At 63.5% G+C, this 21,580-nt stretch carries 20 protein-coding genes; 2 read left to right on the top strand and 18 right to left on the bottom strand.

What is annotated here, in order from left to right:
• Positions 1-116: 116 nt before the first annotated feature.
• The 6 genes from JG743_RS26735 to JG743_RS26710 all read right to left on the bottom strand — a co-directional run bounded on the left by JG743_RS26735 (position 117) and on the right by JG743_RS26710 (position 8,505).
• The gene (locus tag JG743_RS26735) at positions 117-1,448 is read right to left on the bottom strand and encodes an HlyD family type I secretion periplasmic adaptor subunit (RefSeq protein WP_202294438.1); all 1,332 of its coding nucleotides are present in this window, start codon (positions 1,446-1,448) and stop codon (positions 117-119) included.
• Entirely contained in the window at positions 1,445-3,397 is a 1,953-nt protein-coding gene (locus JG743_RS26730) for a type I secretion system permease/ATPase (RefSeq protein ID WP_244672916.1), read from the bottom strand. Before JG743_RS26730 ends, JG743_RS26735 begins: the two co-directional genes overlap by 4 nt.
• A 450-nt stretch (positions 3,398-3,847) precedes the next feature.
• Entirely contained in the window at positions 3,848-5,938 is a 2,091-nt protein-coding gene (locus JG743_RS26725; RefSeq protein ID WP_202294436.1) for a DUF5801 repeats-in-toxin domain-containing protein, read from the bottom strand.
• A gap of 410 nt (positions 5,939-6,348) precedes the next feature.
• Entirely contained in the window at positions 6,349-6,987 is a 639-nt protein-coding gene (locus tag JG743_RS26720; RefSeq protein WP_202294434.1) for a response regulator transcription factor, read from the bottom strand.
• 229 nt (positions 6,988-7,216) lie between these two features.
• Entirely contained in the window at positions 7,217-7,825 is a 609-nt protein-coding gene (locus JG743_RS26715) for an NAD(P)-dependent oxidoreductase (RefSeq protein WP_202294432.1), read from the bottom strand.
• A 41-nt stretch (positions 7,826-7,866) separates the two neighbouring features.
• Positions 7,867-8,505 carry a DsbA family protein gene (locus JG743_RS26710; RefSeq protein WP_202294429.1) on the bottom strand — a complete coding sequence of 213 codons (639 nt, stop codon included), beginning with the start codon at positions 8,503-8,505 and terminating at the stop codon, positions 7,867-7,869.
• Positions 8,506-8,615: 110 nt separating this feature from the next.
• On the opposite strand from JG743_RS26710, the gene JG743_RS26705 reads away from it, so the two are divergent.
• Positions 8,616-9,533, top strand: coding sequence for a LysR family transcriptional regulator (locus JG743_RS26705; protein ID WP_202294415.1), 918 nt, complete (start codon positions 8,616-8,618; stop codon positions 9,531-9,533).
• A gap of 103 nt (positions 9,534-9,636) precedes the next feature.
• Complete coding sequence (locus tag JG743_RS26700) at positions 9,637-9,912, top strand: hypothetical protein (protein ID WP_202294412.1); 276 nt, start codon at positions 9,637-9,639, stop codon at positions 9,910-9,912.
• Here the strand turns inward: JG743_RS26700 and JG743_RS26695 are convergent.
• The 12 genes from JG743_RS26695 to JG743_RS26640 all read right to left on the bottom strand — a co-directional run bounded on the left by JG743_RS26695 (position 9,887) and on the right by JG743_RS26640 (position 21,531).
• The gene (locus JG743_RS26695) at positions 9,887-10,918 is read right to left on the bottom strand and encodes an ROK family protein (RefSeq protein ID WP_202294409.1); all 1,032 of its coding nucleotides are present in this window, start codon (positions 10,916-10,918) and stop codon (positions 9,887-9,889) included. The genes JG743_RS26700 and JG743_RS26695 overlap by 26 nt on opposite strands.
• Positions 10,918-11,640 carry a ribulose-phosphate 3-epimerase gene (locus JG743_RS26690; protein ID WP_202294406.1) on the bottom strand — a complete coding sequence of 241 codons (723 nt, stop codon included), beginning with the start codon at positions 11,638-11,640 and terminating at the stop codon, positions 10,918-10,920. The genes JG743_RS26695 and JG743_RS26690 overlap by 1 nt, the downstream gene beginning before the upstream one ends.
• Positions 11,637-12,464, bottom strand: coding sequence for an alpha/beta fold hydrolase (locus JG743_RS26685; RefSeq protein WP_202294404.1), 828 nt, complete (start codon positions 12,462-12,464; stop codon positions 11,637-11,639). The genes JG743_RS26690 and JG743_RS26685 overlap by 4 nt, the downstream gene beginning before the upstream one ends.
• On the bottom strand, positions 12,464-13,282 hold the full coding sequence (locus JG743_RS26680) for a sugar phosphate isomerase/epimerase family protein (protein WP_202294401.1): 819 nt from the start codon (positions 13,280-13,282) through the stop codon (positions 12,464-12,466). The genes JG743_RS26685 and JG743_RS26680 overlap by 1 nt, the downstream gene beginning before the upstream one ends.
• Positions 13,282-14,358 (bottom strand): Gfo/Idh/MocA family protein, encoded by a 1,077-nt coding sequence (locus JG743_RS26675; protein WP_202294398.1) that lies wholly within the window; start codon positions 14,356-14,358, stop codon positions 13,282-13,284. The genes JG743_RS26680 and JG743_RS26675 overlap by 1 nt, the downstream gene beginning before the upstream one ends.
• Before the next feature lie 4 nt (positions 14,359-14,362).
• Positions 14,363-15,184, bottom strand: coding sequence for a sugar phosphate isomerase/epimerase family protein (locus JG743_RS26670; RefSeq protein ID WP_202294395.1), 822 nt, complete (start codon positions 15,182-15,184; stop codon positions 14,363-14,365).
• Between the two features lie 110 nt (positions 15,185-15,294).
• Positions 15,295-16,137, bottom strand: a complete 843-nt coding sequence (locus JG743_RS26665; protein WP_192254565.1) for a carbohydrate ABC transporter permease — start codon at positions 16,135-16,137, stop codon at positions 15,295-15,297.
• A 5-nt stretch (positions 16,138-16,142) separates the two neighbouring features.
• The gene (locus JG743_RS26660; RefSeq protein WP_202294392.1) at positions 16,143-17,039 is read right to left on the bottom strand and encodes a carbohydrate ABC transporter permease; all 897 of its coding nucleotides are present in this window, start codon (positions 17,037-17,039) and stop codon (positions 16,143-16,145) included.
• A 134-nt stretch (positions 17,040-17,173) separates the two neighbouring features.
• Positions 17,174-18,421: an ABC transporter substrate-binding protein gene (locus JG743_RS26655; RefSeq protein WP_202294389.1), complete on the bottom strand. Its 1,248-nt coding sequence runs from the start codon at positions 18,419-18,421 to the stop codon at positions 17,174-17,176.
• A 119-nt stretch (positions 18,422-18,540) separates the two neighbouring features.
• Positions 18,541-19,686 carry an ABC transporter ATP-binding protein gene (locus tag JG743_RS26650; protein WP_202294386.1) on the bottom strand — a complete coding sequence of 382 codons (1,146 nt, stop codon included), beginning with the start codon at positions 19,684-19,686 and terminating at the stop codon, positions 18,541-18,543.
• Positions 19,687-19,776: 90 nt separating this feature from the next.
• Positions 19,777-20,727 (bottom strand): PfkB family carbohydrate kinase, encoded by a 951-nt coding sequence (locus JG743_RS26645; RefSeq protein ID WP_202294383.1) that lies wholly within the window; start codon positions 20,725-20,727, stop codon positions 19,777-19,779.
• 3 nt (positions 20,728-20,730) lie between these two features.
• Positions 20,731-21,531, bottom strand: a complete 801-nt coding sequence (locus tag JG743_RS26640; protein WP_202302988.1) for a class I fructose-bisphosphate aldolase — start codon at positions 21,529-21,531, stop codon at positions 20,731-20,733.
• Positions 21,532-21,580 lie beyond the last annotated feature (49 nt).

The following is a 21,580-nucleotide window of genomic DNA, read 5'->3' as shown; positions in this document are numbered from 1 at the left end:
GGCCGCAGCCGATCACAGGGTGCTTGCCCTTGCGGCGCGCTTCTGAGCGTCGCGTAGCCCGGTTTTCCGCCCGGAGTTGCGTCAGCGTGTCTATGAAACGATGAAACGCTCTGCGGCTATTTTTCCCGCATTGCCCGGCGGAAGTTCTGCGTGATCGGCTCGGCCAAGTACGAAAGCACCGTGCGTGCGCCTGTGCGGATCATCGTCTCGCTCGACATGCCGGGCAGCAGCTTGCGGCCTTCCAGCTTGGTGAGCTCGCTCTTGTCGATCAGCACTGTCGCGGCGAAATACGGCGCCCCGCTGCGCTCCTCCGTCATGCGGTCGGCCGACACGATTTCCACGACGCCGTCGAGCGGCGGCAGGTTGTAGCGGGCGAAGGCGGGGAAGCTGACGCGCGCAGGCTGTCCAGGGGCGATGGTCTCGACGTCCTCCGGCTTGACCATGGCCTCGACCACGAGTTGTTGTCCGAGCGGCACGACCGTCATCAAGGTCTCGCCCGGTTTCACGACGCCGCCCGCCGTATGGACCTTCAGGTCCATGACGATGCCGTCAACCGGGGCAACGACATTGGTACGGGCAAGCACGTCCTTGGCGGAACGCTCCTGCTGTCTTAGGTCGAACAACTCCGCCTCGACCTTGCTCAAATCCTCGACGGCCTCGTTCAGCCGCACTGTGTTGAGGTTCAGGATTTGCATGTCGATCTCGGCCATTGCGCTTCTGGCACGGGCGATTGCCGCTACGTTGGTGGCGCGCTCCCCCTCGATTTCCCGCTGTTGTCGCCTGAGCAACAGGTTTCGCTCGCGGGTGGTCAGCCCCTTCGCCAACAGGCTCTCCAGGTCCTTGGTTTCACCCTCGATCGCCTCGATCTGCTTGTCCTCGGTGACGATAAGCTGCTGCAGTCCCGCTATCTCGTCCTCGCTTTGGTGACGGCGCTGGCTAAGGATCTCCCTCTCGTCCATCAAGTTGTGGTGCTTCGCCGCGAACACGTCACGCTGTGCAGCCACTGCGTCCTTTGCTGCGCTGGCGGGGTTTGCGAGCAGCGCCGGATCGAACTCGATCTCGGCCTTGCCGTCGCGCTCGGCCCTGAGACGCGCGGCGAGCGCCTCACGCGTTGCTATCCGGTTCTGGATCAGGTCGAGCTGCGCCTTTGGCTGCGTGTCGTCGAGCCGGATCAGGATCTTGCCCGCCTTGACGATATCGCCGTTGGCGGCGTCCAGCTCCGCGATGATGCCACCCTCGAGGTGCTGGATGAGCTTGCGGTCGCCGGCGACCTTGATAACACCCGGTGCCACCGCGGCGCTGTCCAGAGGCGCCAGCGCCGCCCAGCCCCCGGCCACGCCGAAGAACAGGAACATGATCGCGAACCCGCTGAACGTCACGCCCGCGAGACGCAGTGGCACCGGTTCCAGCCGGGAGGGGGGCGGCACGGGTAACGGCACGACGTTCATATCTGTTCTCTAATTCTGGGTTGCGCCGCGCCTGCCTCACCGCCTCGACCACTTCCTTGCTTTGGCGGTGGATCCGGTCGGGCCGGAACAAGGTTGAGGCTCGGCCGCAATTTTCGTTCTGCGTACCGGCGTGCCCGCGCAGGGGCGCTGTCCTGGTTCGCCGCTACGGTTTGGTTCGCCGCTGTGGCTTGGTTCGCGGTTATGGTTTGGTTGGCGGCTATAGGTTGGTTCGCCGCAATGGCTGGCAACTGACTCACCTGGCGAACGCGCGCGGCGAGTTCGCCGAAGACATAGTCGCGTGGACCGTAGAGGTCCTGCTGGCCCCGGTTGAGGACCAATATCTTGTCAACCTTCTCAATGATGTTCGACCGGTGCGCGATCACGATAACGGTCGTGCCCGCCGCCTTGACCGCGCCGAGGGCGGCGATCAGCGCATCCTCACCCTCGCGGTCGAGATTGGAATTGGGCTCGTCCAGGATCAGCAGTGCCGGGTCGCCGTAGAGTGCCCGCGCCAGCCCGATGCGTTGGCGCTGCCCGCCCGACAGCACCGCGCCGGACTCGCCGATCTCGGTGGCGTAGCCCTTCGGCAGCCCTTTGATCAGTTCGTGGACGCCCGCCAGCTGCGCGGCCTTGACCACGTTGTTGAAGACAGCCGGGTTGAGGGTGGCGAAGCGGCAGATGTTTTCGGAGATGGTGCCGGCGAAGAGCTCGATGTCCTGCGGCAGGTAACCGACATAATGGCCGCGGTCTTCCGCAGCCCATTGGGCAACGTCCATGCCGTCGAGCAGCGCACGCCCTCCGGACGGACGCCAGGCCCCGCCCAGGATTCGCGCCAGGCTGGTCTTGCCGGCCGCGCTCGGGCCGATCAGCGCCATGGTCTCTCCCGCATTCAGCCGGAAGCTGATGCCTTTCAGGATGGGCTCGCCACCCTGGCGGGTAAGCACGAGATTGTCGGCCTCGAACCTGCCTTTCGGCCGCGGCAGCGGCAGGGCCGGCGTGGCCTCCGGATGCTGTCCGGCGACCGCGGTGAGGCGCCGGTAGGCGGCACGCGCTCCGACTGTGGCCTTCCATGTGCCGATCGCCTGCTCGACCGGGGACAAAGCGCGGCCCATCAGGATCGAGGCGGCGATCATGATGCCGGGCGAGGCCTCGTTGCGAACCACCAGATAGGCGCCAAGGCCGAGTATCGCCATTTGCAGGGCAAGCCGGTGACAACGCGCGATGGCCGAGATGACGCCGCCGCGGTTGGCGGCAAGAACCTGTCCTTTGTTCGCCTCGTCCTGCTGTTCCTTCCAGCTTTCCAGCAGGGGCTTCAGCATGCCCATCGCCTGCACGACCTCGGCGTTGCGGATCGCCGCCTCGGCCTGCACATATGCCCGCGACTGCGCGTTTGTGGCCTCGGTCAGCGGCTTGCGCGTGAGGTATTCATTGAGCACGGCCAACGCAAACAGCATGATCCCGCCGACCAGCGCCAACCAGCCGAGCCAGGGATGCATGAGGAATATGGCGGCGAAGAACAGCGGCGCCCAGGGCGCGTCAAGGATCGGGAAGATGCTTGGGCTGGTGAAGAAATTCCGAATTTGATCAAGGTCGCGCAGCGGACGGGCATTTGCCTGACCGGGCGCCGAGGCGGAATATTCCACCGATGCGGTCAGCAGAACCGGTGCCAGCCGCGCGTTCATCCACGCTCCGACTTTGGCAAGCAGGCGCCCGCGCACCACCTCCAGCCCCGCCATCGTCGCGAGTGCCCCCGCCGCCATCAGCGACAGCATCACCAACGTCTCCAGGCTGTGGCTGGCCAACACCCGGTGGTAGACTTGAAGCATGTAAAGCGCCCCGGTCAGCATCAGCACGTTGATGCCGCCGCTGAACCAGATCAGCGGCCGGATGGCGCGCCTGGCCTCTTTCATCACCGCTTGCAGGGCAGGGGGCTGTTGGTTGGCTTTCATCATTATTTCTCTGTGCGGGATGACATCTCGTGCAAGGGATTGCAGTGGGGACAGCCATGGCTGCCCCCGTTGGTAGTGTCAGATGACGGACGTGACCCGTCCTGAAGATTTCGGAGTTCGCTGCAGCGTAAGGTCGGAGTTGTACGTCGAGATTCTCCCCTTTTTTGGAACGCATCAAGAAAAGGGTTCCCCTCCCCAGATGCCGGATGCCCTACCCGAGTGCATCCGCTGGCGCGCTGAAATGCGGCCTTTGATCCTCGATTGTGTCGCCGCCGAAGAGGGCGCGTCCATTCCCGGTTCGATAGTATTGAGGTCAATGTCCGAACCTGATCGAACGATATATATCTTTCGAGATCAGGCCGGCGCAGGCGCTGCGGTGGGGGTCTTGAACGACCGGTCCCCCAAGGGGGACCGGATCGCCAGGCGTTGATGAAGGCTACGAGGACGCCATTAAACGATGTAGTCCTGGCTTGCGGCGATGTTCAGTGTTTGCGTAGCAGCATCCCCGTCGAGGTCGGTGTTTGTCAGCTCGAAGGCGAACGGCTGATCGGGAACCGGAGCCTCGATGCTCGTCGAGAAGTCGAGGATGCGAACACCCGAGTTGGCACCGGGAACCGTGAACTGAACGTAGGCCGTGTCGAAAGCTTGACCACCATCGTCGTTGATGGTCACGGTCTGATTACCCGAGCGCAAGCCAGTAACGTTGTCGACATTGTGATCGATCAAAACACCGTTATCGTCGTAAAGCCACGATTCTACTGTGATGGCGTTGATGTTTCCAATTCCTGCGACCGCAAAGGTTAGATTGTTGACATCAGAACCGTCCGCAGTATGGAAGGTGAAGCCCTCGTTGTTATTGATCTGCGAAGCCTGACCGCCTTTCACCCCGAATCCAACTGCATCAGGGTTAAGGTCGTCAGCCGCTACAGTCGGGCCTCCCAGTGGAGCAGTGTTGAACGGCGCAAAGACTGCCTCGGTCGCGTCCGCTGCGGGGTGAGCGTTGAAGATCAGACCGTCAAAGACGATGCTGCCGGTGTTGTCCACCGTGGGTACCGTCAAGGTCTCCTGGGGACCGCCCGACTTGACCGCATTGAAGTTGAGGTCGGACTGCTCACCCTGGGGGGTGAAGAGCACGTCGAAGGTGTACCCCGAGTCCGTCACGTTCAGTTGGTAGAGGTCCGTATCGGTGGCCACGTCGTGGTACGTCAGCGTGGTTCCGTCGTTGGTGAGGGTCTCCGTGATGGCAGTGCCACCGAGATCGGTCCAGTCGGTGATGGTGACGTGTGAGCCGTCGGCTCCGGGAGTAAGTGTGAACGTCCCTGTGTCCTGTTGACCGGCGGCCAATCCGACCTGGAACGGCGTGGCATCACCAGTGATGTCGGTGAACGTCGGCCCGGCGTCCTCGAACACGAGGTGCGTCCCGAGGTCCTCGTGCTTGACGACTGGCACCTCGCTCGTTGATGGGAACGCGACTTCGAGGTTCTCAACACGCACGCCGGAGGTGCTTGCCTTCGTGTCGTAGAAAAATCGAACGTAGATTTGATCGACGCTATCCGCCGTTTCAATTGTGTAATTCTCAAAGACGGCGCTGCCAGCTGGTAGGTTTACTGTGTCGGTCCCGTGGTCAACTACTGCTCCATCATCGACAGTCCACCACTCAATGTTAACTTTCTTCACGCCGCCTACGCCCTGGAGGTCGAATCTAATGCCGCCGATCTCGTTCGCATCCGGATCCGGATCATTGGAGGTCCAGGCCGCGTCCTGAACGAAGAAGCCCTCATTTTGATTCAACTGAGAGGCTTGGCCGCCCTTCACACCGAAGCCGATGGCGTCGGGGTTCAGATCATCATTGGTTCCGGGGTTGGTTGGGACTGTCGTTGGATCGGCCACCGTCCCCGGGAAGATGAGCCCATCAAACTTCGCGCTATGATTGTCAGTGGGATCGCTTGTCGCAACCGTGAGGGTCTCCTGCGGGCTACCTGACGGGATCGACGCGAAGTCGAGTGTCTGAAACGTCGTTACGATTTCGGTGGTCGATACATCCAGTGTGATCTTGCCGTCGGCAAACGACAGGATGTCGTCGTCGTCAACGGCTAAAGGATCGTTGTGATGCAGCGGTTCGTATTGAATGAGGTAAACCTGCGCTGACGACACGCCGCCACTCAAGTCAAGCGCAACCGCGAACGCCAAAGCGCCCGCGGGATCAGCGTCACCATTCCCGTCGGCCTCGCGCCCATAAATGATGCCGCTTTCGTTGTAGAGGAAGATTTCCACACCGTCGACGGTAAAGAGGCCGCTCGTCGTGCCGTCAGCGGGGATCGACAGCGCCAGATCGGTCGCTCCGGTTGTGTCAAGGAGGGCGGTGTTGACGGCCGCCTGCGGGAAGCCTGTCGTGGGGTCGGTCGGACCGATTCCAGCCACGCCGAGAGCGGTGAGCGCGTCGCTCAGCGTCTGGTCGAGGAGGACATCATTATCATCGGTGACGGTCTGTACGCCGATCTGCTCGTCGAGAACGAGATTTGTGTCGTTAATAGTAGCCATAATCTGCCTCCCAATTGTGATTGAGCTGTTCCAGGGTCAGTTGGAATTAGGTCAGGGCGCCGAAAAATGGTGGATTTCGAGAACTGAACAGAGCACGCCTTCACGTACGCAAGTTCCGGAAGCGTAGAAAACTACGATTGCCCGTCCGCCATGACCTGAAATGCTAACAAACCCTAGCTGCTGAGGGTCGATTTGAAATGCGGCCCTCGGACTCATTGTCCGGCCGATGCAGAGGGCGCGTCCATTCGCGCTTGGATAGTTTTTCGGTGAATGCCCGTGCTATCGAACGATATATATCCTTCGATAAGTTGGGGCTGCCGCAGGCCCTGCGCCTGCTGGTTGGCAATCAGAAAACGGTGGCTGTTCGCAGCACCGAAACCGCTGCCGGGATCAGGTCCAACGCCGGCCGATCAGATCAGGTCTGACCCCGGATGGGCGGTGTCCTTGCCATGCGCCGCCCAGGCCAGTTCCGACCGGCTGACGAGGTTGAGCTTGGTGTAGACATGGTGAAGGTGCATCTTCACCGTGCCTTCGGACACGTGCAGCCGCTGGGCGATGGTCTTGTTGCGCAAGCCGCGCGAGACGAGATCGGCGATTTCGCTCTCGCGCCCCGTGAGCCTGGACGTAGGCTGGGATTGCGGCCTCGGCATCAGCAACTGCTGGACGATCTTGTTGTCGATCCATTTCTTGCCGCTCGCCACTGCGCTCACGCATTCGACGAGAAAGCGGTTGCTGATGCCGTCAAGCACCAGCCCGTCAACGTCGAGCGCCTGGATCTCCTTGACGCCGAGACCGGTGTTTGGCTGCAGGATGAAGATAATGCCGAGGGCGCCGTGGCTGGCTCTTAGTCGGGAGGAAAGACCGGCCGTCTGGGGGTCCGCTAAATCCAGGCCGATGATGGCAATATCAGGTCGATGGCGTTCCACATGCGGGAGAACGTCAACAGCGCGGTGGCACTCGGCGACAACTTCGTGACCGGCCTTCCGCAACACCCACTCCAGACCTGCGAGATACACCCCCCGCGGGTCCGCGACAACCAACGTCGACATGCGAACACCGTCCGTAAAAAACGCAACGAACTTTGCCTAAATCCCTGAAAAGAATGAAACCAGAGGTTAAGCTTATTGTCAAGAAACCTCTAATATAGTCTCGGCTATATCCGCAATCCCAGGAGCACGCGAAGCGCTGTGCCGGCACCACGGCCAGGGAAGGATCGGTGGGCGCCGCCAAGCTGTCGTGACGGCGCCCACAGGCTGGACGCGAAGCTCCAGCCCGCGATCAGTAGCCGACCGTGAAGCGCTGCCGGATGTGCCTGGGCGTCTCGATCTCGTCGGTCATGACGATGGCGTAGTCCTCGAATGAGATGCTGCTGCCCTTGTCGGAGGCAAGCAGCGTATCCTTGCCGAGGCGGAACGTGCCGGTACGCTCGCCGGCGGTGAACAGCGCCGAGGGCGACAGGAAGGTCCAGTCGAGGTCGCCGACCGTGCGCAGCGTGTCGAGGAAGTCGCCGCCCTTCTGCGCCTCGGCCTTGTATATGGCCGGGAATTCCGGCGTATCGACCAGGCGCTTGCCGGGCGCGACCTCTAGGCTGCCGGCGCCGCCGACGACCAGGTAGCGCTTGACGCCGGAGGCGCGCACGGCGGCAATCAGCGTGTCGGGATCGCTGGCGGTGAAATGCACCGCGCTGACGACGGCGTCATGCCCCTTGATCAATGCGGCGAGGCCCTCCTCGTCGAAGACGTCGCCCTTTTTGGCAGTGACGCCCGGAAGCTTGGCGATCTTGTCCGGGTTGCGGGCGATTGCCGTGATGGTGTGGCCACGGTCGGAAAGTTCTTTCAGGATGCGCGAGCCGGCCTGGCCGGACGCGCCGATAAGGGCGATCTTCATGGCATTTCCTTTCTGCTTGGGGGAGGGGCTGGTGGGCTGGGTCAAGCCGCCTGGATATGGGCGACGAGATTGTCGTAGCTGCCGAACAGCGCGTTGGCGCCGATGAGGCGCGGCGCCTCGTTGCGGATCACGGCGAGCGCGGGAACGCCATTGGCGCCAAGGCGCTGGAACAGCGCGCGGCCCTTGCCGACCAGCTCGCGATGCGCCGCCAGCAACTCCGGCGTCGGCGCCTGCAGCATCCCGGCCGCGTCGGCCATGCCGGCGTCCGTCAGGACAGCGGCGACGCCGTCCACCGTGACGATGTCGCGGCCGCCGACATAGCGGGCCTCTTGGATCGCCTTCAGCGCCGCAAGGCGCAGGCGCGGGTCATCGAGGCGGGCCGCGACGATGCCGAGCGTGGCAGGGCCGGAATCGAGCAAGGTACCGCGAACGTTCAGCACATTGTCGAGATAGGCCTGGCTGAAGCGCTGCCCGCTCAGCCGCTCGATGCGCTGGTCGTTCGCCCAGGCATGGGCGGCAAAGCCCGCATCCAGCGGCCGCGCGCCGGCGCCCGAGAAGAGACCCGTCGGCAGCAGCTCGAGCGCCACGCCACTCGTCTCCAGCCTGTCCAGCATCGGCGTCGCGCCATAGCACCAGCCGCAGAGCGGGTCGAAAAGATAGGTCAGCGTTGCATTGCTCATGGCCGTCTCGTCCGGATGTCTGTCTCGGACCTAGATGGCAGCTCGACTGCTTGCAAAAAATAGCGATCAATCATACAGACTGTCTGATCAAATCAGACAATGGTTCGTCCATGGCCGAACTTCTGAACCTCAACCGGCTCGTCTATTTCACCACAATTGTCGAGACGGGATCGTTCACCGCTGCCGCCGACCGACTCGATGTCGCCAAGGCGGTGGTCAGCCACCAGGTCGGCAGGCTCGAGCAGGAACTCGGCGCGACGCTGCTGCGGCGCACGACTCGGCGCGTCACGCCGACGGAGGAGGGCCGGCTGTTCTACGACCGCGCCGCCATCATCCTGCGCGAGGCGGAAGCCGCCTATGGCGATATCGCGCGCAGCGCCGACAAGCCGACCGGCATGCTGAGGCTGACGGCGCCGCTCGACTATGGCGAGAAGGTCGTGGCGCCGACCATCGCCGCCTATCTGAGGAAATATCCGAAGATGCGGGTCGAGACGATCTTCGACGATGCGGTCAGCAACCTTGTCGACGAACAGATCGATCTCGGCATCCGCGCCGGGTGGCTGGCCGATTCCAGCAATCAGGCGCGGCGCCTCGGAACCTTCCGGCAGCTTGTCGTCGCGAGCCCGGAACTCGCGGCCAGGCTGCCGCCGGATGTGGGCCCCAGCCAGTCAAGGTCGCTGCCCTGGGTCGGCAATGTCCAGCTGCGCGGCGTCGGCCAATGGCTGTTCTCGAAAGACGGCGAAACAGTGCTGGCCGAGCTCAACCCGGTCGTCAGCTGCGACAAGAGCCCCGCTGTCCATGCCTGCGTGCATGCCGGCATCGGGCTCGGCATCTTTCCGGATTACAGCGTCGCCGACGAGATCGCCAAGGGGCACCTTGTGCACATGTTCGCCGACTGGAGTTTGCCCACCGGCGGCATCCATGCCGTCTTTCCGCCGGCGCGCTTCCGGCCGGCCAAGGTGCGCGCCTTCGTCGACCTCCTGGCGGCGGCCGAGCGCAAGCGCGCGCGGGGCGTCATGCCGGGGTGATTCTCGACTGGTCAGCCCCACGCGCGAGCGCCGGCCAGGGAACCTTTGTCCGGCTGGCGATTTTGGATATGGTGGGAATCGAACCGGCCAGGAGGGTATGCCGATGACGACGAAACGCCTTGCGATCCGCGCTCTCGTTCTCGGGGTGGTCTGCGGCATCTCCGCCTCGGCCCTCGCGGGAGAAAGGCACCGCCACTACCCGGCGGAGCCCGAGCGCTACGTCCCCGCCCATCGCGATATCATCGACATTCTGTTCGCGGGTCCGCACTACTACGACCAGCAATTGTTCACGACGGCGGCCGGAGCGTGCTCCTACCACCGGGTCGGCCCCGACGCGAATGCGTTGAACAAGATCAACGACCACCACTGCGGGAAATAGGCGGAAGGGTCAGTTCCCGCCGCTCGTCGTTCTGCACCATCGCCAGCGCCGTGCCGGGCTCGCCTTCCCACAGGATCAGGCTGGCCGCGCCGACCAGGCCCGCCCGGTCGCCGAGCTCGGCCGGAACAATCGGCACGTCGCGATAGGCTTGCATCGCGCGCTGCTCGACGGTCGCCCCGATCCCCGGCGCCAGCAGGTCGAAGCCATTGGCAAGGCCGCCGCCCATGACGATCAGGTCCGGCGAATAGAGATGCAGAAGATTGGTGAAGCCGATGCCGAGCCACTTCGCCTCCGCTTCGACCAGTTGGGAAGCCGCTGCATCACCCGTCCGTGCGGCCTCGACGACATGCCGCGCCGAGACATCGCCGTTGTTGGAAAGACGCCGGAGCAGCGAGCCGTCGTCGGGCGCGGTAAGCCGCGTCGCGCGGCGTCCGAGCGCTGTGCCGGAGGCGACCGCCTCGAAGCAGCCGACGGCGCCGCAGAAGCAGCGGTCACCTTCGCCGGTGATGGTCATATGGCCGATCTCGGCCGCCAGCCCGCGCCTGCCGTGATAGATGTGGCCGTCGGCGACGACGCCGCCACCTATGCCGGTCGACACGGTCACGAACACCAGCGATCCGCTGCCTCGGCCGGCGCCGAAGCGCCATTCGCCTAGCGCGGCTGCGTTGGCGTCGTTCTCCAGCCGCACCGGCAGGCCGAACTGCCGGCTGAGGATGTCGATCAGCGGCACGTTGTGCCAGCCGGCCAGCGTCGGCGGTCCGATCACGATCCCCGCCTTGGGATCGAGCGGGCCGGGCGCGCACATGCCGATGCCGACGACCTTTGCCTGCGGGTGCTGCTTGAGCAGCGTGTCCGCCAGGGTGATAATCTGGCCGATCACCGCCTCCGATCCGGCGCCGGCAAGCGTCGGCGCCGAGACGCGGGCGACGACCTCGCCGCTGCGCTCGACCAGCGCGCCGCGCAGCTCCGTGCCGCCGAGATCGAAAGCGAGCGCAAGCGTGCTCATCAGGCGGCGACCTTCAACCCGTGCAGCCAGGCCATGCGCTGGGCGAGGTCCTGGTCGCCGAAGGCGAGCGAGCCGAGCACCACCGTGTCGGCGCCGGCGGCGCGCAGGCTCGGCACCGTCTCGTGGCGGATGCCGCCATCGGCGGCAAGGATGATATCCGCCTCGCGCCCTGCTTTGCGGATCAGTGCGCGCGCCTCGACGAGACGCGGGCAGGCCTGGTCCGACAGGCTCTGGCCCTTGACGCCGATGGAGGTGCCGAGAAGCGTCACGAATGCCACATCCGGCAGGAAGGGAACGATTGCCGAAACTGGCGTCTCCAGCCGCAGCACCACGCCGGCCTCGGCGCCGAGCTCATGCGCCAGCTTTACGGCGCGCAGGCCCGCCTCGCCATTCTCGGCATGGATGGTGACGAGGTCGGCGCCGGCCTCGATGAATTGGCGCGTCTGCGCCTCGACGATCTCAGCCTCGACCATCAGATGCACATGGATCGGCTTTGCCGTCAGCTTGGCGATGCGCGCCACCAGGTCGGGGAAGAACAGGAAGCCCGGGGTGAAGCGGGCATCCGCAACGTCGATGTGATGCAGGTCGGCATAGGCCTCGATGCGCTTCAGGTCGCGCTCCATATTGGCGAGATCGGCCGACCACAGCGAGAACTCGCCGATCAGCCGGTTGCGCGGCAGGGCTGCGATGGCGGTGGGGCCGGAGAGGGATTTGCTGGTCATGACGGAATGAGGCTCCGGACTTTCGAGTGGGACTGAAGGAATGTGGAGATCTGCGTGTGCAGCTCGCTGAAATGCCTTTTGCTGTCGCGCGCCTTGGGCGCGACATCGGCAAGGATCGCGTTGGGGATGGCGGCTGCCAGCGCATAGGCGGCGGACAGCGGATGCACGGCATCCACCGCGTTGCCGATGACCAGCACCGGCATGTCGAGAGCCTCCGCATCGCTTGCGGAAACGCCGGGTCCATCAGCCGCGATGTCGGCCAGCACCTCGGCAAACGAAGCCGCGTCCGGCCGGTCGAAATAGCCGAACAGCGAAGCAAGGTTGTCGGGCGCATCGCGATGGAGCCGCGCGGCGGTCTCGGACTGCGCGAAGATCGCCCTCGCTTTGTCTGGCCCGTGGCCGAGGATGAGACCGGCGACTTCCGCGATCGGCTGCATGTTGGCCGGTGCATTGCCGAAGGTCCAAGCCGGCCGTACCAGCACCAGGGCGGCCACGCGCTTCGGGTGGCGATGGGCGAGGCGGAGTGCGATCCCGGCACCCATCGAGACGCCACCGGCGACGAAGCGGTCGAGGCCGGCCTGATCGGCGGCGGCGAGAACGTCGTCGGCGAACATGTCGAAGGAGAATGGCCGTCGCTCGCCAAGACCAGAGCCGCCATGCCCGCGGCATTCCAGCGTGAGGCGGCGGAAGCCGGCGGGGAAGGTCTGGGCGACCTGCGCCTCGCCGCCGCCCAGCCCATGCTGGAAGACGACCGCCAGGCCTTCGCCGGTATCGCTGACCCGCAGCGTCGCGCCGTCGCGGAAGAGCGTCGTTGCGCGCGCCATCACACCAGCCCCTTCAGGAACCGCGCGACACCGGGCGCCTCCTCGGCGGAAAGCCCATGCGTCACCAGCGGTCCGTCGAAGCCGGTCGCCTTGAGCCGCGAAATGAAGTCGGGAAAGCCGACCACGCCTTGCCCGGCCGTGGCGAAGCGGCCGTCGGTGAAACGGTCCTTGGCATGCGCCATGGCGACATGGCCGGCCGTGCGTTCGACCGCATCGGCTACGATGGCGCGCGCCTGTGCGGCATCCGCCTGTTCGAACAGGTTCGCCGGATCGAGCACGATACGCAAACGCTTCGAGCCCATCTCGGCAATCAGCCGCATGGCATCGGAGGCGCAGGTGACGATGTTGGCCTGCTCGGGCTCGATGCCGAGGTTGACGCCATGAAGCTCGGCCAATGCAAGCGCCTTCTCCATTTCGCGCGCCATGTCGCCCCATGCCGAGGGATCGGCATTGTCGGGATGGTGCGCCCATTGATCTTGCGCATTGCGTGTTCCGGTGCAGAGCGTGACGAGTGGCGTGGACAGTTTAGCTGCGGCCTCGATCACCACCGCCAGCCGGCGCAGGCCATCGTCGCGTACCGCTCTGTCCGGATGCGCCATGTTATAGGTTCCCGACAGCGCCACCAGCCCGATGCCGGAGGCGTCGATGGCGGCATCGATGGCCTGGATCGCCTCGGCCGGAACATCATCCGGCATCGACGGCAATCCGGCGCAGGCAAAGTTGAACTGGGTGACCGCAAAACCCGCGTCCCGCACTGCGGCAAGCACGCCGGCCGGCTCGCTGCCCGGAAAAGTCTTGGCGAACACCCCGAGCTGCATCAGACCGCTCCCGTGACGCTGGCGATCTCGACGCGCTCGCCGCTCTCGACCGAACGCGCGATGGCGACCATGGCGCGGATCGAGGCAAGCCCGTCCTCGACATCGGCGCCGCGCATCGGCTTGCCGTGGAGGACGGTCTCGGCGAGGCCCTCGAGCTGGCGGCGGAAGAAATGGCCATCGGCGCCGAGCGGCTTGCGCGAGGTCGCGTCCTTCTCGTGGAAGATGTCGACCTCGCTCGCCCGGAAGTACCAGGGATTGAAGGTCTTCGCGATCACCGAGCCGTTCTCGCCATAGAGCTGAAAACCCTCGTGCCAATCCATGCGCACGGCGACGGTGAGGTCGAGATGGCCGAGCGCGCCATTGGCGAACTCGGTCTCGACGAACCAGCAATAGGCGCCGAATTTCTCGTTGAGGCGGGCACGCACGGCGGTGATCTCGCCACACAGGAAGCGCGCCGTGTCGACGAGATGCGAGCCATGCGCCAGCATGAAATATTGCCTGAGATCGGCCTTCGGGTTGCCGGCCGGCTTCCTCGCCTGCTTGCTGGTGACCGGCAGCGGCTGCACCGCATCGGTGTTGGTGTAGCGATGGGTGGAATCGCAATACCAGGCCTTCAGCGCCAGGATCTCGCCCATCTCGTCGCGGACGAAATCGCGCGCCGCTTCCAGCGCCGGGTCGAAGCGCTTCATGTGCCCGACCTGCAGCACCTTGCCCGAGCGCTTGACCGCTTCGGCCAGCTTCTGGCCTTCCTCGACCGAAACGCCGATCGGCTTTTCGCACAGCACATGCTTGCCGGCCTCGAGTGCCTTGATCGACATCGGCACGTGATAGGCATCCGACGTCGCGACGATCACCGCCTCGAGTTCAGGGTCGGCGAGCATCGCGTCAAAGTCGCCATACATTTTCTGCGGCTCGTAGGTGGCGCCCATGCGCGCCAGCAGATCGGGCGCGGCGTCGCAGATCGCGTAGAGATCGGCGTTGCTCGCCTTCAGGCAGGATTCCAGATGCGCGAACTGCGCGATCGGCCCGCAGCCGAGCACACCGACACGAAGGCGACGGTCTTTCTTGCGGATCATCGTCTCAGGCTCCGTAGCCGCGCATGGTCAGGCGGTTGGTCTTGACCGCTCCGGCCGGATCGGCGGCGGCGGTTTCGGATTCTTCCTCCAGCACCAGCCAACCGTTGAAGTTGGGTGCCGCGCTGGCGATCTCGATCACCTTCGCCGTGTCGCAGACACCCTTGCCGAGCATCGCCCAGGTGCCGTTCGCATCGACGTCCTTCAGGTGCACGTAGCGGATGCGATCGCGATAGGTGGTGAGCGTGTCGGCCATGTCCTTGTGGCCGCGCAAGATGTGGCCGGTGTCCGGCACCCAGCCGACCAGCGAAGCATCGAGCAGCCCAAAGATCCGGTCGTAGTCGGCGCGGTCGTAGAGCAGCGTGTTGTGGTGCGAGCTCGGATGCACCGCGACCTGGACGCCGGTCTCGCGACCGATCTCGCCGGCCTTGTTGTAGACCTCGGCGGCAATGGCGAACTTGTCGTCGCGCGGACCGTCGGAGACGACAGTGGCCGAGCCCATCGAGACAAGCGCGCCCGGGAAGGCGGCGGCGAAATCGATCCAGCGCCTGGCGGTATCGAGGTCAGCGCCGATCTTCTCTTTGAGTGTGAAGCCGCTGTTAGAACCAAAGGCGAAGGAGACCAGCGTTAGGCCGGATGCCTTCAGCGCGGTCGCAAACTCCGCCGGCTTGCCGGCATAGCGGCCGATCATCGTGTCTGTGATCTCGATGCCGGCATAGCCGCCATCGGCGATCGCCTTGAGCAGGTCGTCGGGGCCGCCGGCAAAACGGTCTCCGAGCATTTCCCAGGTGAAGGTCTGGCAACCGACTTTGAGGTCTTTCACGTTCATCCTTTCATTCCTTGATTCCACCTGCGTAGGCCGCCCTGCCAGCAGAGAAGGTCCAATCCATCGATTTCGATCCGCGGCCTACACCATCAGTTCTCCGTGGGAGGGACATCCTACTTGACCGAGCCCGCGGTCATGCCGGCGAGGAAGAACCTCTGGGCGACGAGGTAGATGAGCAGGAGCGGTAGCGAGCCGAGCACGCTCATCGCCATCATCTGGTTCCATTCGAAGGCGTGCTGCCCCATCAACAGCTGGATGCCGATCGGGACGGTGCGCATGGACGTTGACTTCGTCAGCGTCAGCGCAAAGAGAAATTCGTTCCAGCACAACAGGAAGGTGTAGACCGACGTCGCCACGATACCAGGCAGTGAAATCGGGACGATCACCCGCCAGAGTGCGGTCCAACTGCTGCCACCGTCGACAGCCACCGCTTCATCGAGATCGCGGGGCAAGGTGTTCAGATATCCAGTCATCAGCAGGATCGCGTAGGGCAGCGTGAACACCAGGTAAGTCAGGATCAGTGCGACGTAGGTGTCGAAGATGCCATACGAGACGACAAGCCCGAAGAAGGGGATCAAAAGCGTGATCGGCGGGATCGTCTGCGTGCTGATGATGAGTGTGTTGAGACTGCCCTTGCCGCGGAAATTGAAACGGCTGAACCCATAGGCGGCCAGCAAGGCGATCAGCACCGTCAGCACGGTCACCGCTCCGGCCACGAAGTAGCTGTTGAAGAAGAAGCGCAGCTTTACCGGGTCGCCAAGGATGGCCGCATACGCCTCCAGCGTGAAGGCCTTCGGCAGGACGGTTGGCGGCAGGGCAAAGATCTCGGTATTCGACTTGAACGAGCTGCTCAGCATCCAGTAGATCGGGAAGGCCGCGAAAAACAGCCCCGCGGCAAGCGCGACATGGAGCGCGACGGTGATCAGCCTGTCTTTCGGCGTGTGCCTTTTCCTCATGGTGACTACCGAGCCTTTTGATAGCGGATGTAGAACAGCGTCAGGCCGAGAGAGATCAGCAGGATGACCACCGCGCTCGCCGATGCCTGCGACAGGTTGTAGCTCGAAAACGCCAGCTTATACGTGTAGGTGCTCAGCACCTCGGTCGAGTAGATCGGACCGCCGCCCGTCGTTATCCAGATCAACGGGAAGACCTGCATCGTCCAGATGAAATCCAGCAGCGAGATGCTGATGATGATCGGCATCAGCTGCGGAATGGTGATGAAGATCAGCTTCTGGTAGGCCTTCGCCCCATCGATATCGGCTGCCTCGTAGAAATCCTTGGGAATGCCCTGCAGGCCTGCGAGCAGGCTGACCATGAAAAGCGGGTAGCCCGCCCAGATATTGGCGAAGGTCACGGCGTGCAGCGCCGTCTCGGGCGAGGAGAACCACTCGACCTTGGAACCGATGATGCCCATCTGCATGAGGACGCTGTTGACGACACCGTTCGGCTCGAGCAGCAGGCGCCAGATCACCGCGATGATCACCGCGGTGAACAGCCAGGGCAGAATGTAGAGCACGCGCAGGATATTGCGCAGCGTCGGATTGATGCGGTCGCTGTTCAGCATGAGCGCGAAGATCATGCCGATGGTCATGTGGAAAACCACACTCATGCATGTGAAGTAGAGCGTATGCCACAGCGAGGCCCAGAACACAGGGTCGTCGAAGATCGCCTGGTAGTGTTTCAGTCCGGCAAAGGACGGGTCCCGACGCAGCACCGCGCTGTTCTGGAACGAATAGCCGATCACCGTCACCATCGGCAGCAGCATCAGCAGGCCGATTATGAGGAGCGAGGGCGACAGGTATAGATAGGGTGCGACCGCTCGTTTCAGTCTATGGCGAGAGCGCTTCTGCCGGGTCATATGCCAACCTTGGGATACGCCTTCAAGAGAAGGGGCTTCGGAAACAGGTCCGTCTTACATTGCCGATCCGTTGTTACCGGGGGGCCCGAAGTCAGGCCCCCCGGTCGAAGATCGAAAACGAGGAAACAGGCCAATCAGAATTTCGCCATCCAGCCCTTTTGAGCGTTGGCCGCGGCCTGTTCCGGAGACTGTTCGCCGGTGAGCATCTTCTGGGCTTGCACGTCGAACTGGGTCATCAGGTCTTCCGCCACAGGCAGGCCCGTGAACTCATTGGCAAGATAACCGGTCTTGAAGATCTCGAAAGCCTTGCCGAAAGCCTTGTCCGAGGTCACGAAGTCGGGCTTGGCGTTGACGTTGCCCGGGAAGGCGTTGGCCAGCGACACCAGCTTGGCGTTGACCTTCTCGCTCATCAGGTATTGGACTAGCTTCCAGGCCTCTTCCTGATGCTTCGAGCTCGCGGAGATGCCGATGCCCCAGGAGGCATAGGGAAGGCCGCGCTTGCCCGTATAGCCCTCCACGACCGGGACCGGGATGATGTCGAAGTTCAGCTTGGGATTGCGTTTGCGGATAAGGTTCACATGCGCGAGCGAGTCGACCATCATCCCGACCCGGTCGTTGACGAATTCCTCGACCTTTTCCTGTTCGGTCTTGGTGGCGATGCCGGGCGAGATGGTGCCCGCGTCGTTGAGCGATTTGACGAAGGTGAGCATGTCCACTACCGGCTTGCCCTCGAGGGCCGGCTTGCCGTCAGCCATCATCGATTGACCCGAGGCCCAGACCCACGACATCATGTCGTTTTGGACGCCGGACGGCGTTTGCAGCGACAGGGGTAGCACCCAGCCATACTGGTTCTTGTCGGCCTGGGTCATCTTCTTGGCCGCTTCGAGAAACTCCGCGCGGGTCGACGGCAGCTTGGTGACGCCTGCCTGGGCTGCGAGGTCCAAATTCACGAAGACCGGATAGACGAACGAAGCCACGGGAAACATCACCGCCTTGCCGTCCACCTTGATGATGTCCGCGACCTGGGTCTTGTCGAACTTGCTCGCATCCATCATCGGGTTCATGTCGGCCAACGCATTCTGCGCGTTCAGATTGTTCACCCAGGCACCGTCGAGACCGACGACGTCGCTAAGCGTTCCGGTTGCAGCACCAACCGAGATCTGGTCTCGCGTGGTAGCATAGGGGCCGCTGACCAGCGTCACCTTGATTCCGGGGTTTGCAGCCTCGAAGTCATTCATGATTGCCCTGAGCGAGCCGGCCGGCAATTCGGGCTCCCACCATTGGGTGAATTCCAGCGTCGTGTCCGCCATGGCGCTGGTTGCGCCAAGCAACCATGCGGCCGCGGCTATCTTCAGCATCGCGGGTTGTATCCGAAACATCATTTTCTCCTCCTTCTAAAGATCGACCGCACAATGCGGACGATCGCCTGGTTTATTCAGAAGCCTTCTTGCGAGTATCTCTCGCAGGCGCCTCGCTCTCGCCTGCGGTCTGCTGCAGATCTTCAGATCGCCAGATGCGTCTCGGGATCGAAGAAATGGAACTTGGCATCATCCACGGCCAACCGGATTTCCGAGCCGGAGTGGATGGCGCTGGCCGGCTCGAATCTCGCCACCGCGTTCGATGCCAGGCCAAAATCCTCCACCGCGTCCGGATCGCCGGAGTCCACCCGGACCGCATCGATGTTCAGGTGGACGATATGTTCAGAGCCGAGCTCTTCGATCGAAGTCACCTTTGCCGGTATCGTCTGATACTTGCGGCCGGATTCGAGGCTGCTGTCGTAAAGATCCTCCGGCCGTATGCCGAACACGATCTTGCGCCCCTCATAGGACCTCAGGGCCGGCCTGCCGACGAAAGCTGCATCCTGCAGCCGGATCGCGAAGTCGCGAAAAACGAGCTCGCCGCCCTTCAGGGTCGCTTCGAAAAGGTTCATCGACGGAGAACCGATGAAGCCGGCGACGAAGGCATTCACCGGCGCCTCGTACAGTCTCTTGGGTGTGTCGACCTGCTGCAGCACGCCGCCCTTCAACACCGCGACCCTGTCGCCCATCGTCATCGCTTCGATTTGGTCGTGGGTCACGTATATGGTCGTGACGCCGAGCTGCTTTTGCAGGCTGGTGATTTCGGCGCGCATTTGAACACGCAGTTTTGCGTCCAGGTTGGAAAGCGGCTCGTCCATCAGAAAGGCGGCGGGCTCGCGCACCATGGCGCGGCCCATGGCAACCCGTTGGCGCTGTCCGCCTGAAAGGTTCGCGGGTTTGCTGTCCAGCAAAGACGTCAGCTGAAGGGTTTTGGCGATCTCGTCCACGCGCTTCTTGCGCTCGGCCTTCGGCTTGCCCGCCAGCCGCATCGAAAAGGCGATGTTTTCGAACACTGTCATATGCGGGTAGAGCGCGTAGCTCTGGAAGACCATCGCGATGTCGCGGTCCTTGGGCGGCATGTCGACGACATCGACCCCGCCGATCCGAAGGCTGCCGCTGGTGATGTCCTCCAATCCCGCGATCATTCGCAACGCGGTGGATTTGCCGCAGCCGGACGGCCCGACGAGGATCAAGAACTCGCCGTCCTCGACCGATAGGTTCAATTGGTCGATTGCGCGAAAATTGTTCCCGTAGGTTTTGCAGATATTCTCAAGAATGACTTCTGCCATATTCCTCCCTCCACAAGTGTAAGCCAATGATTTTTATAGCTTTCCTCGGCTTATGTTCACCTGCGAAACGTTTCCTCGGATAGTTCCAGGCTATGTTCCGGTATCGGCATGCGCATATTTCAGTTCGACTGCCGACGGCGGGTTCGTCGATGCCAGGAGTTCGGTGACCTGGTCGTCGCTCGGAAGCGCCTCGCGCCCGCCACGCCCCGTGATCGAAAGGGCCGCCGCCGCGGCCGCGAATGCCACCCGGCCTGCGGTGCCGGCTCCGCGCGTCAACGCATGGGCATAGGCGCCATGAAAGCAGTCACCCGCGCCGGTCGAATCGACGACCACCACCCGGTGCGGGGGCAGGTGCCAGAGACCTGTCTCTTCACGCCCGCGGTAGTACACGCCCTTGCCACCATCGGTCAGAACCACGGCGGACCGTGACGGCAACCACAATGCGTCGAGCATCTCGGCGGGCGACCGGCACCCCGTGGCAGTCCGCGCAAAGCCGAGTGGCAGAATGAGATGGTCGCAGAGCGCGATCAGCCGCTCAGTGGCTGGGCCGCTGCTCCATTCGATATCACCGAGGATCGCAAGGCCGAGATCGCGAGCCCGGGCCACGACATCCAGCGACCGGATCGCGTAGCTATCGACGATCAGGACGGTCGCGCGGCCGAGGATATCGTCCGGAAAGTCCGGAGAAGTGCCCAGCATCGCATCGTCGTCATAGGCGATGAACCGTTCCCCGTCCGAGCCGACGGTGATGCGCGAGCGCACCGGGCGCGCGTCGGGGTGGCGCGGCGCGAATGCGGTTTCAACACCGCTCGCAACGAGATCGCACAGCACGGCGTCGTCAGCGGCACTGCCCAGCCAGCCGACGAACCCGGCGGTTCCGCCCAGCCGCGCGACGGCGGCCAGCGCCGTCGCGACATTTCCCCCGAAAGCGCGGGCACTTTGCAGGACCTTCCCCTTGCCCGCCGACAACGGCTGATCGACGTAGACGATGTCGTCTATCGCAATAGCGCCGAAGCCGAGGATCGAGGGGACGGTGGGCATCGTTCAGGCCCCCGCCTTCGCCAGGGCGTCTTGCGCCGAAAGGCCGTCATGGATGACGCCGCGAAAGGCAAGCGCTGCCTTCTGCGGATCGCCATGCCCCCAGAGATTGCGGCCGACCACGGCACCGCGTGCGCCGGCACGCATGGCGTCCGCCGTCTGCTGAAGCGCGCCGAGCAGCGTATCGGTCTTCGGACCACCCGCGATCACAACCGGCACCGGGCAGGTCCGGACGGTCTCTCGGAACGACTCGAAATCGCCTGTGTAGCCGATCTTGATCACGTCGACGCCGGACTCGTAGCCGATGCGCGCCGCATAGGCGATCTCGTCGGGGGTGAAGACGATTTTTGCCCCGTCGGTGAAATCGCGAGGGTAGATATGCGCCACCACAGGCATGCCGTAGCGGGCCGCCGCATTCACCGAATCGGTCAGCCAGCGAATGTATTTGCCCTCGGTCGCGCCGCGCACCGGAATGGCCACCGCCAACGCATCGGCCCCCGCGCGCACCGCATCCTCGGGCGTTGCGATCAACTCGCTGATGCGATCGTCCGGAGTGAAGCAGCCCGCCTGAATCACCAGCGACGCCTTGCCCGCATATTGCGGCCACAGATGGCGCGCGGTGCCAGGCTGGATGCTGACGTAGTCGGGTTTGCCCGCCATGACGCGTGCGAGCGCACCCGGCAGGTCGGCAAGGCCGCCTTTGCGCACGTCGCCATAGCCGACGAAGTGGTCGACCGCGCCGCCAAAAAGGTTCCCCGATGGATGCGAGAAGAGGCGCGCAAGCCGCACCTTGGTTCCTAGGCTCATGAGTTCAAAATTCCCCAATCGTTTGATTTCAAAATCCGGCTGCGTCAGC

This window comes from Mesorhizobium sp. 131-2-1 (genome assembly GCF_016756535.1).
In the GTDB taxonomy this organism is placed as follows: Bacteria; Pseudomonadota; Alphaproteobacteria; order Rhizobiales; family Rhizobiaceae; genus Mesorhizobium.
Note: the sequence above shows the minus strand (reverse complement) of the source record. Positions and strands in the feature narration are given on the sequence as shown.

Coding starts and splice junctions, on each gene's coding strand:
- JG743_RS26735 (WP_202294438.1), bottom strand. CDS start 1,448: ATGAACGTCGTGCCGTTACCCGTGCCGCCCCCCTCCCGGCTGGAACCG.
- JG743_RS26730 (WP_244672916.1), bottom strand. CDS start 3,397: ATGAAAGCCAACCAACAGCCCCCTGCCCTGCAAGCGGTGATGAAAGAG.
- JG743_RS26725 (WP_202294436.1), bottom strand. CDS start 5,938: ATGGCTACTATTAACGACACAAATCTCGTTCTCGACGAGCAGATCGGC.
- JG743_RS26720 (WP_202294434.1), bottom strand. CDS start 6,987: ATGTCGACGTTGGTTGTCGCGGACCCGCGGGGGGTGTATCTCGCAGGT.
- JG743_RS26715 (WP_202294432.1), bottom strand. CDS start 7,825: ATGAAGATCGCCCTTATCGGCGCGTCCGGCCAGGCCGGCTCGCGCATC.
- JG743_RS26710 (WP_202294429.1), bottom strand. CDS start 8,505: ATGAGCAATGCAACGCTGACCTATCTTTTCGACCCGCTCTGCGGCTGG.
- JG743_RS26705 (WP_202294415.1), top strand. CDS start 8,616: ATGGCCGAACTTCTGAACCTCAACCGGCTCGTCTATTTCACCACAATT.
- JG743_RS26700 (WP_202294412.1), top strand. CDS start 9,637: ATGACGACGAAACGCCTTGCGATCCGCGCTCTCGTTCTCGGGGTGGTC.
- JG743_RS26695 (WP_202294409.1), bottom strand. CDS start 10,918: ATGAGCACGCTTGCGCTCGCTTTCGATCTCGGCGGCACGGAGCTGCGC.
- JG743_RS26690 (WP_202294406.1), bottom strand. CDS start 11,640: ATGACCAGCAAATCCCTCTCCGGCCCCACCGCCATCGCAGCCCTGCCG.
- JG743_RS26685 (WP_202294404.1), bottom strand. CDS start 12,464: ATGGCGCGCGCAACGACGCTCTTCCGCGACGGCGCGACGCTGCGGGTC.
- JG743_RS26680 (WP_202294401.1), bottom strand. CDS start 13,282: ATGCAGCTCGGGGTGTTCGCCAAGACTTTTCCGGGCAGCGAGCCGGCC.
- JG743_RS26675 (WP_202294398.1), bottom strand. CDS start 14,358: ATGATCCGCAAGAAAGACCGTCGCCTTCGTGTCGGTGTGCTCGGCTGC.
- JG743_RS26670 (WP_202294395.1), bottom strand. CDS start 15,184: ATGAACGTGAAAGACCTCAAAGTCGGTTGCCAGACCTTCACCTGGGAA.
- JG743_RS26665 (WP_192254565.1), bottom strand. CDS start 16,137: ATGAGGAAAAGGCACACGCCGAAAGACAGGCTGATCACCGTCGCGCTC.
- JG743_RS26660 (WP_202294392.1), bottom strand. CDS start 17,039: ATGACCCGGCAGAAGCGCTCTCGCCATAGACTGAAACGAGCGGTCGCA.
- JG743_RS26655 (WP_202294389.1), bottom strand. CDS start 18,421: ATGATGTTTCGGATACAACCCGCGATGCTGAAGATAGCCGCGGCCGCA.
- JG743_RS26650 (WP_202294386.1), bottom strand. CDS start 19,686: ATGGCAGAAGTCATTCTTGAGAATATCTGCAAAACCTACGGGAACAAT.
- JG743_RS26645 (WP_202294383.1), bottom strand. CDS start 20,727: ATGCCCACCGTCCCCTCGATCCTCGGCTTCGGCGCTATTGCGATAGAC.
- JG743_RS26640 (WP_202302988.1), bottom strand. CDS start 21,531: ATGAGCCTAGGAACCAAGGTGCGGCTTGCGCGCCTCTTCTCGCATCCA.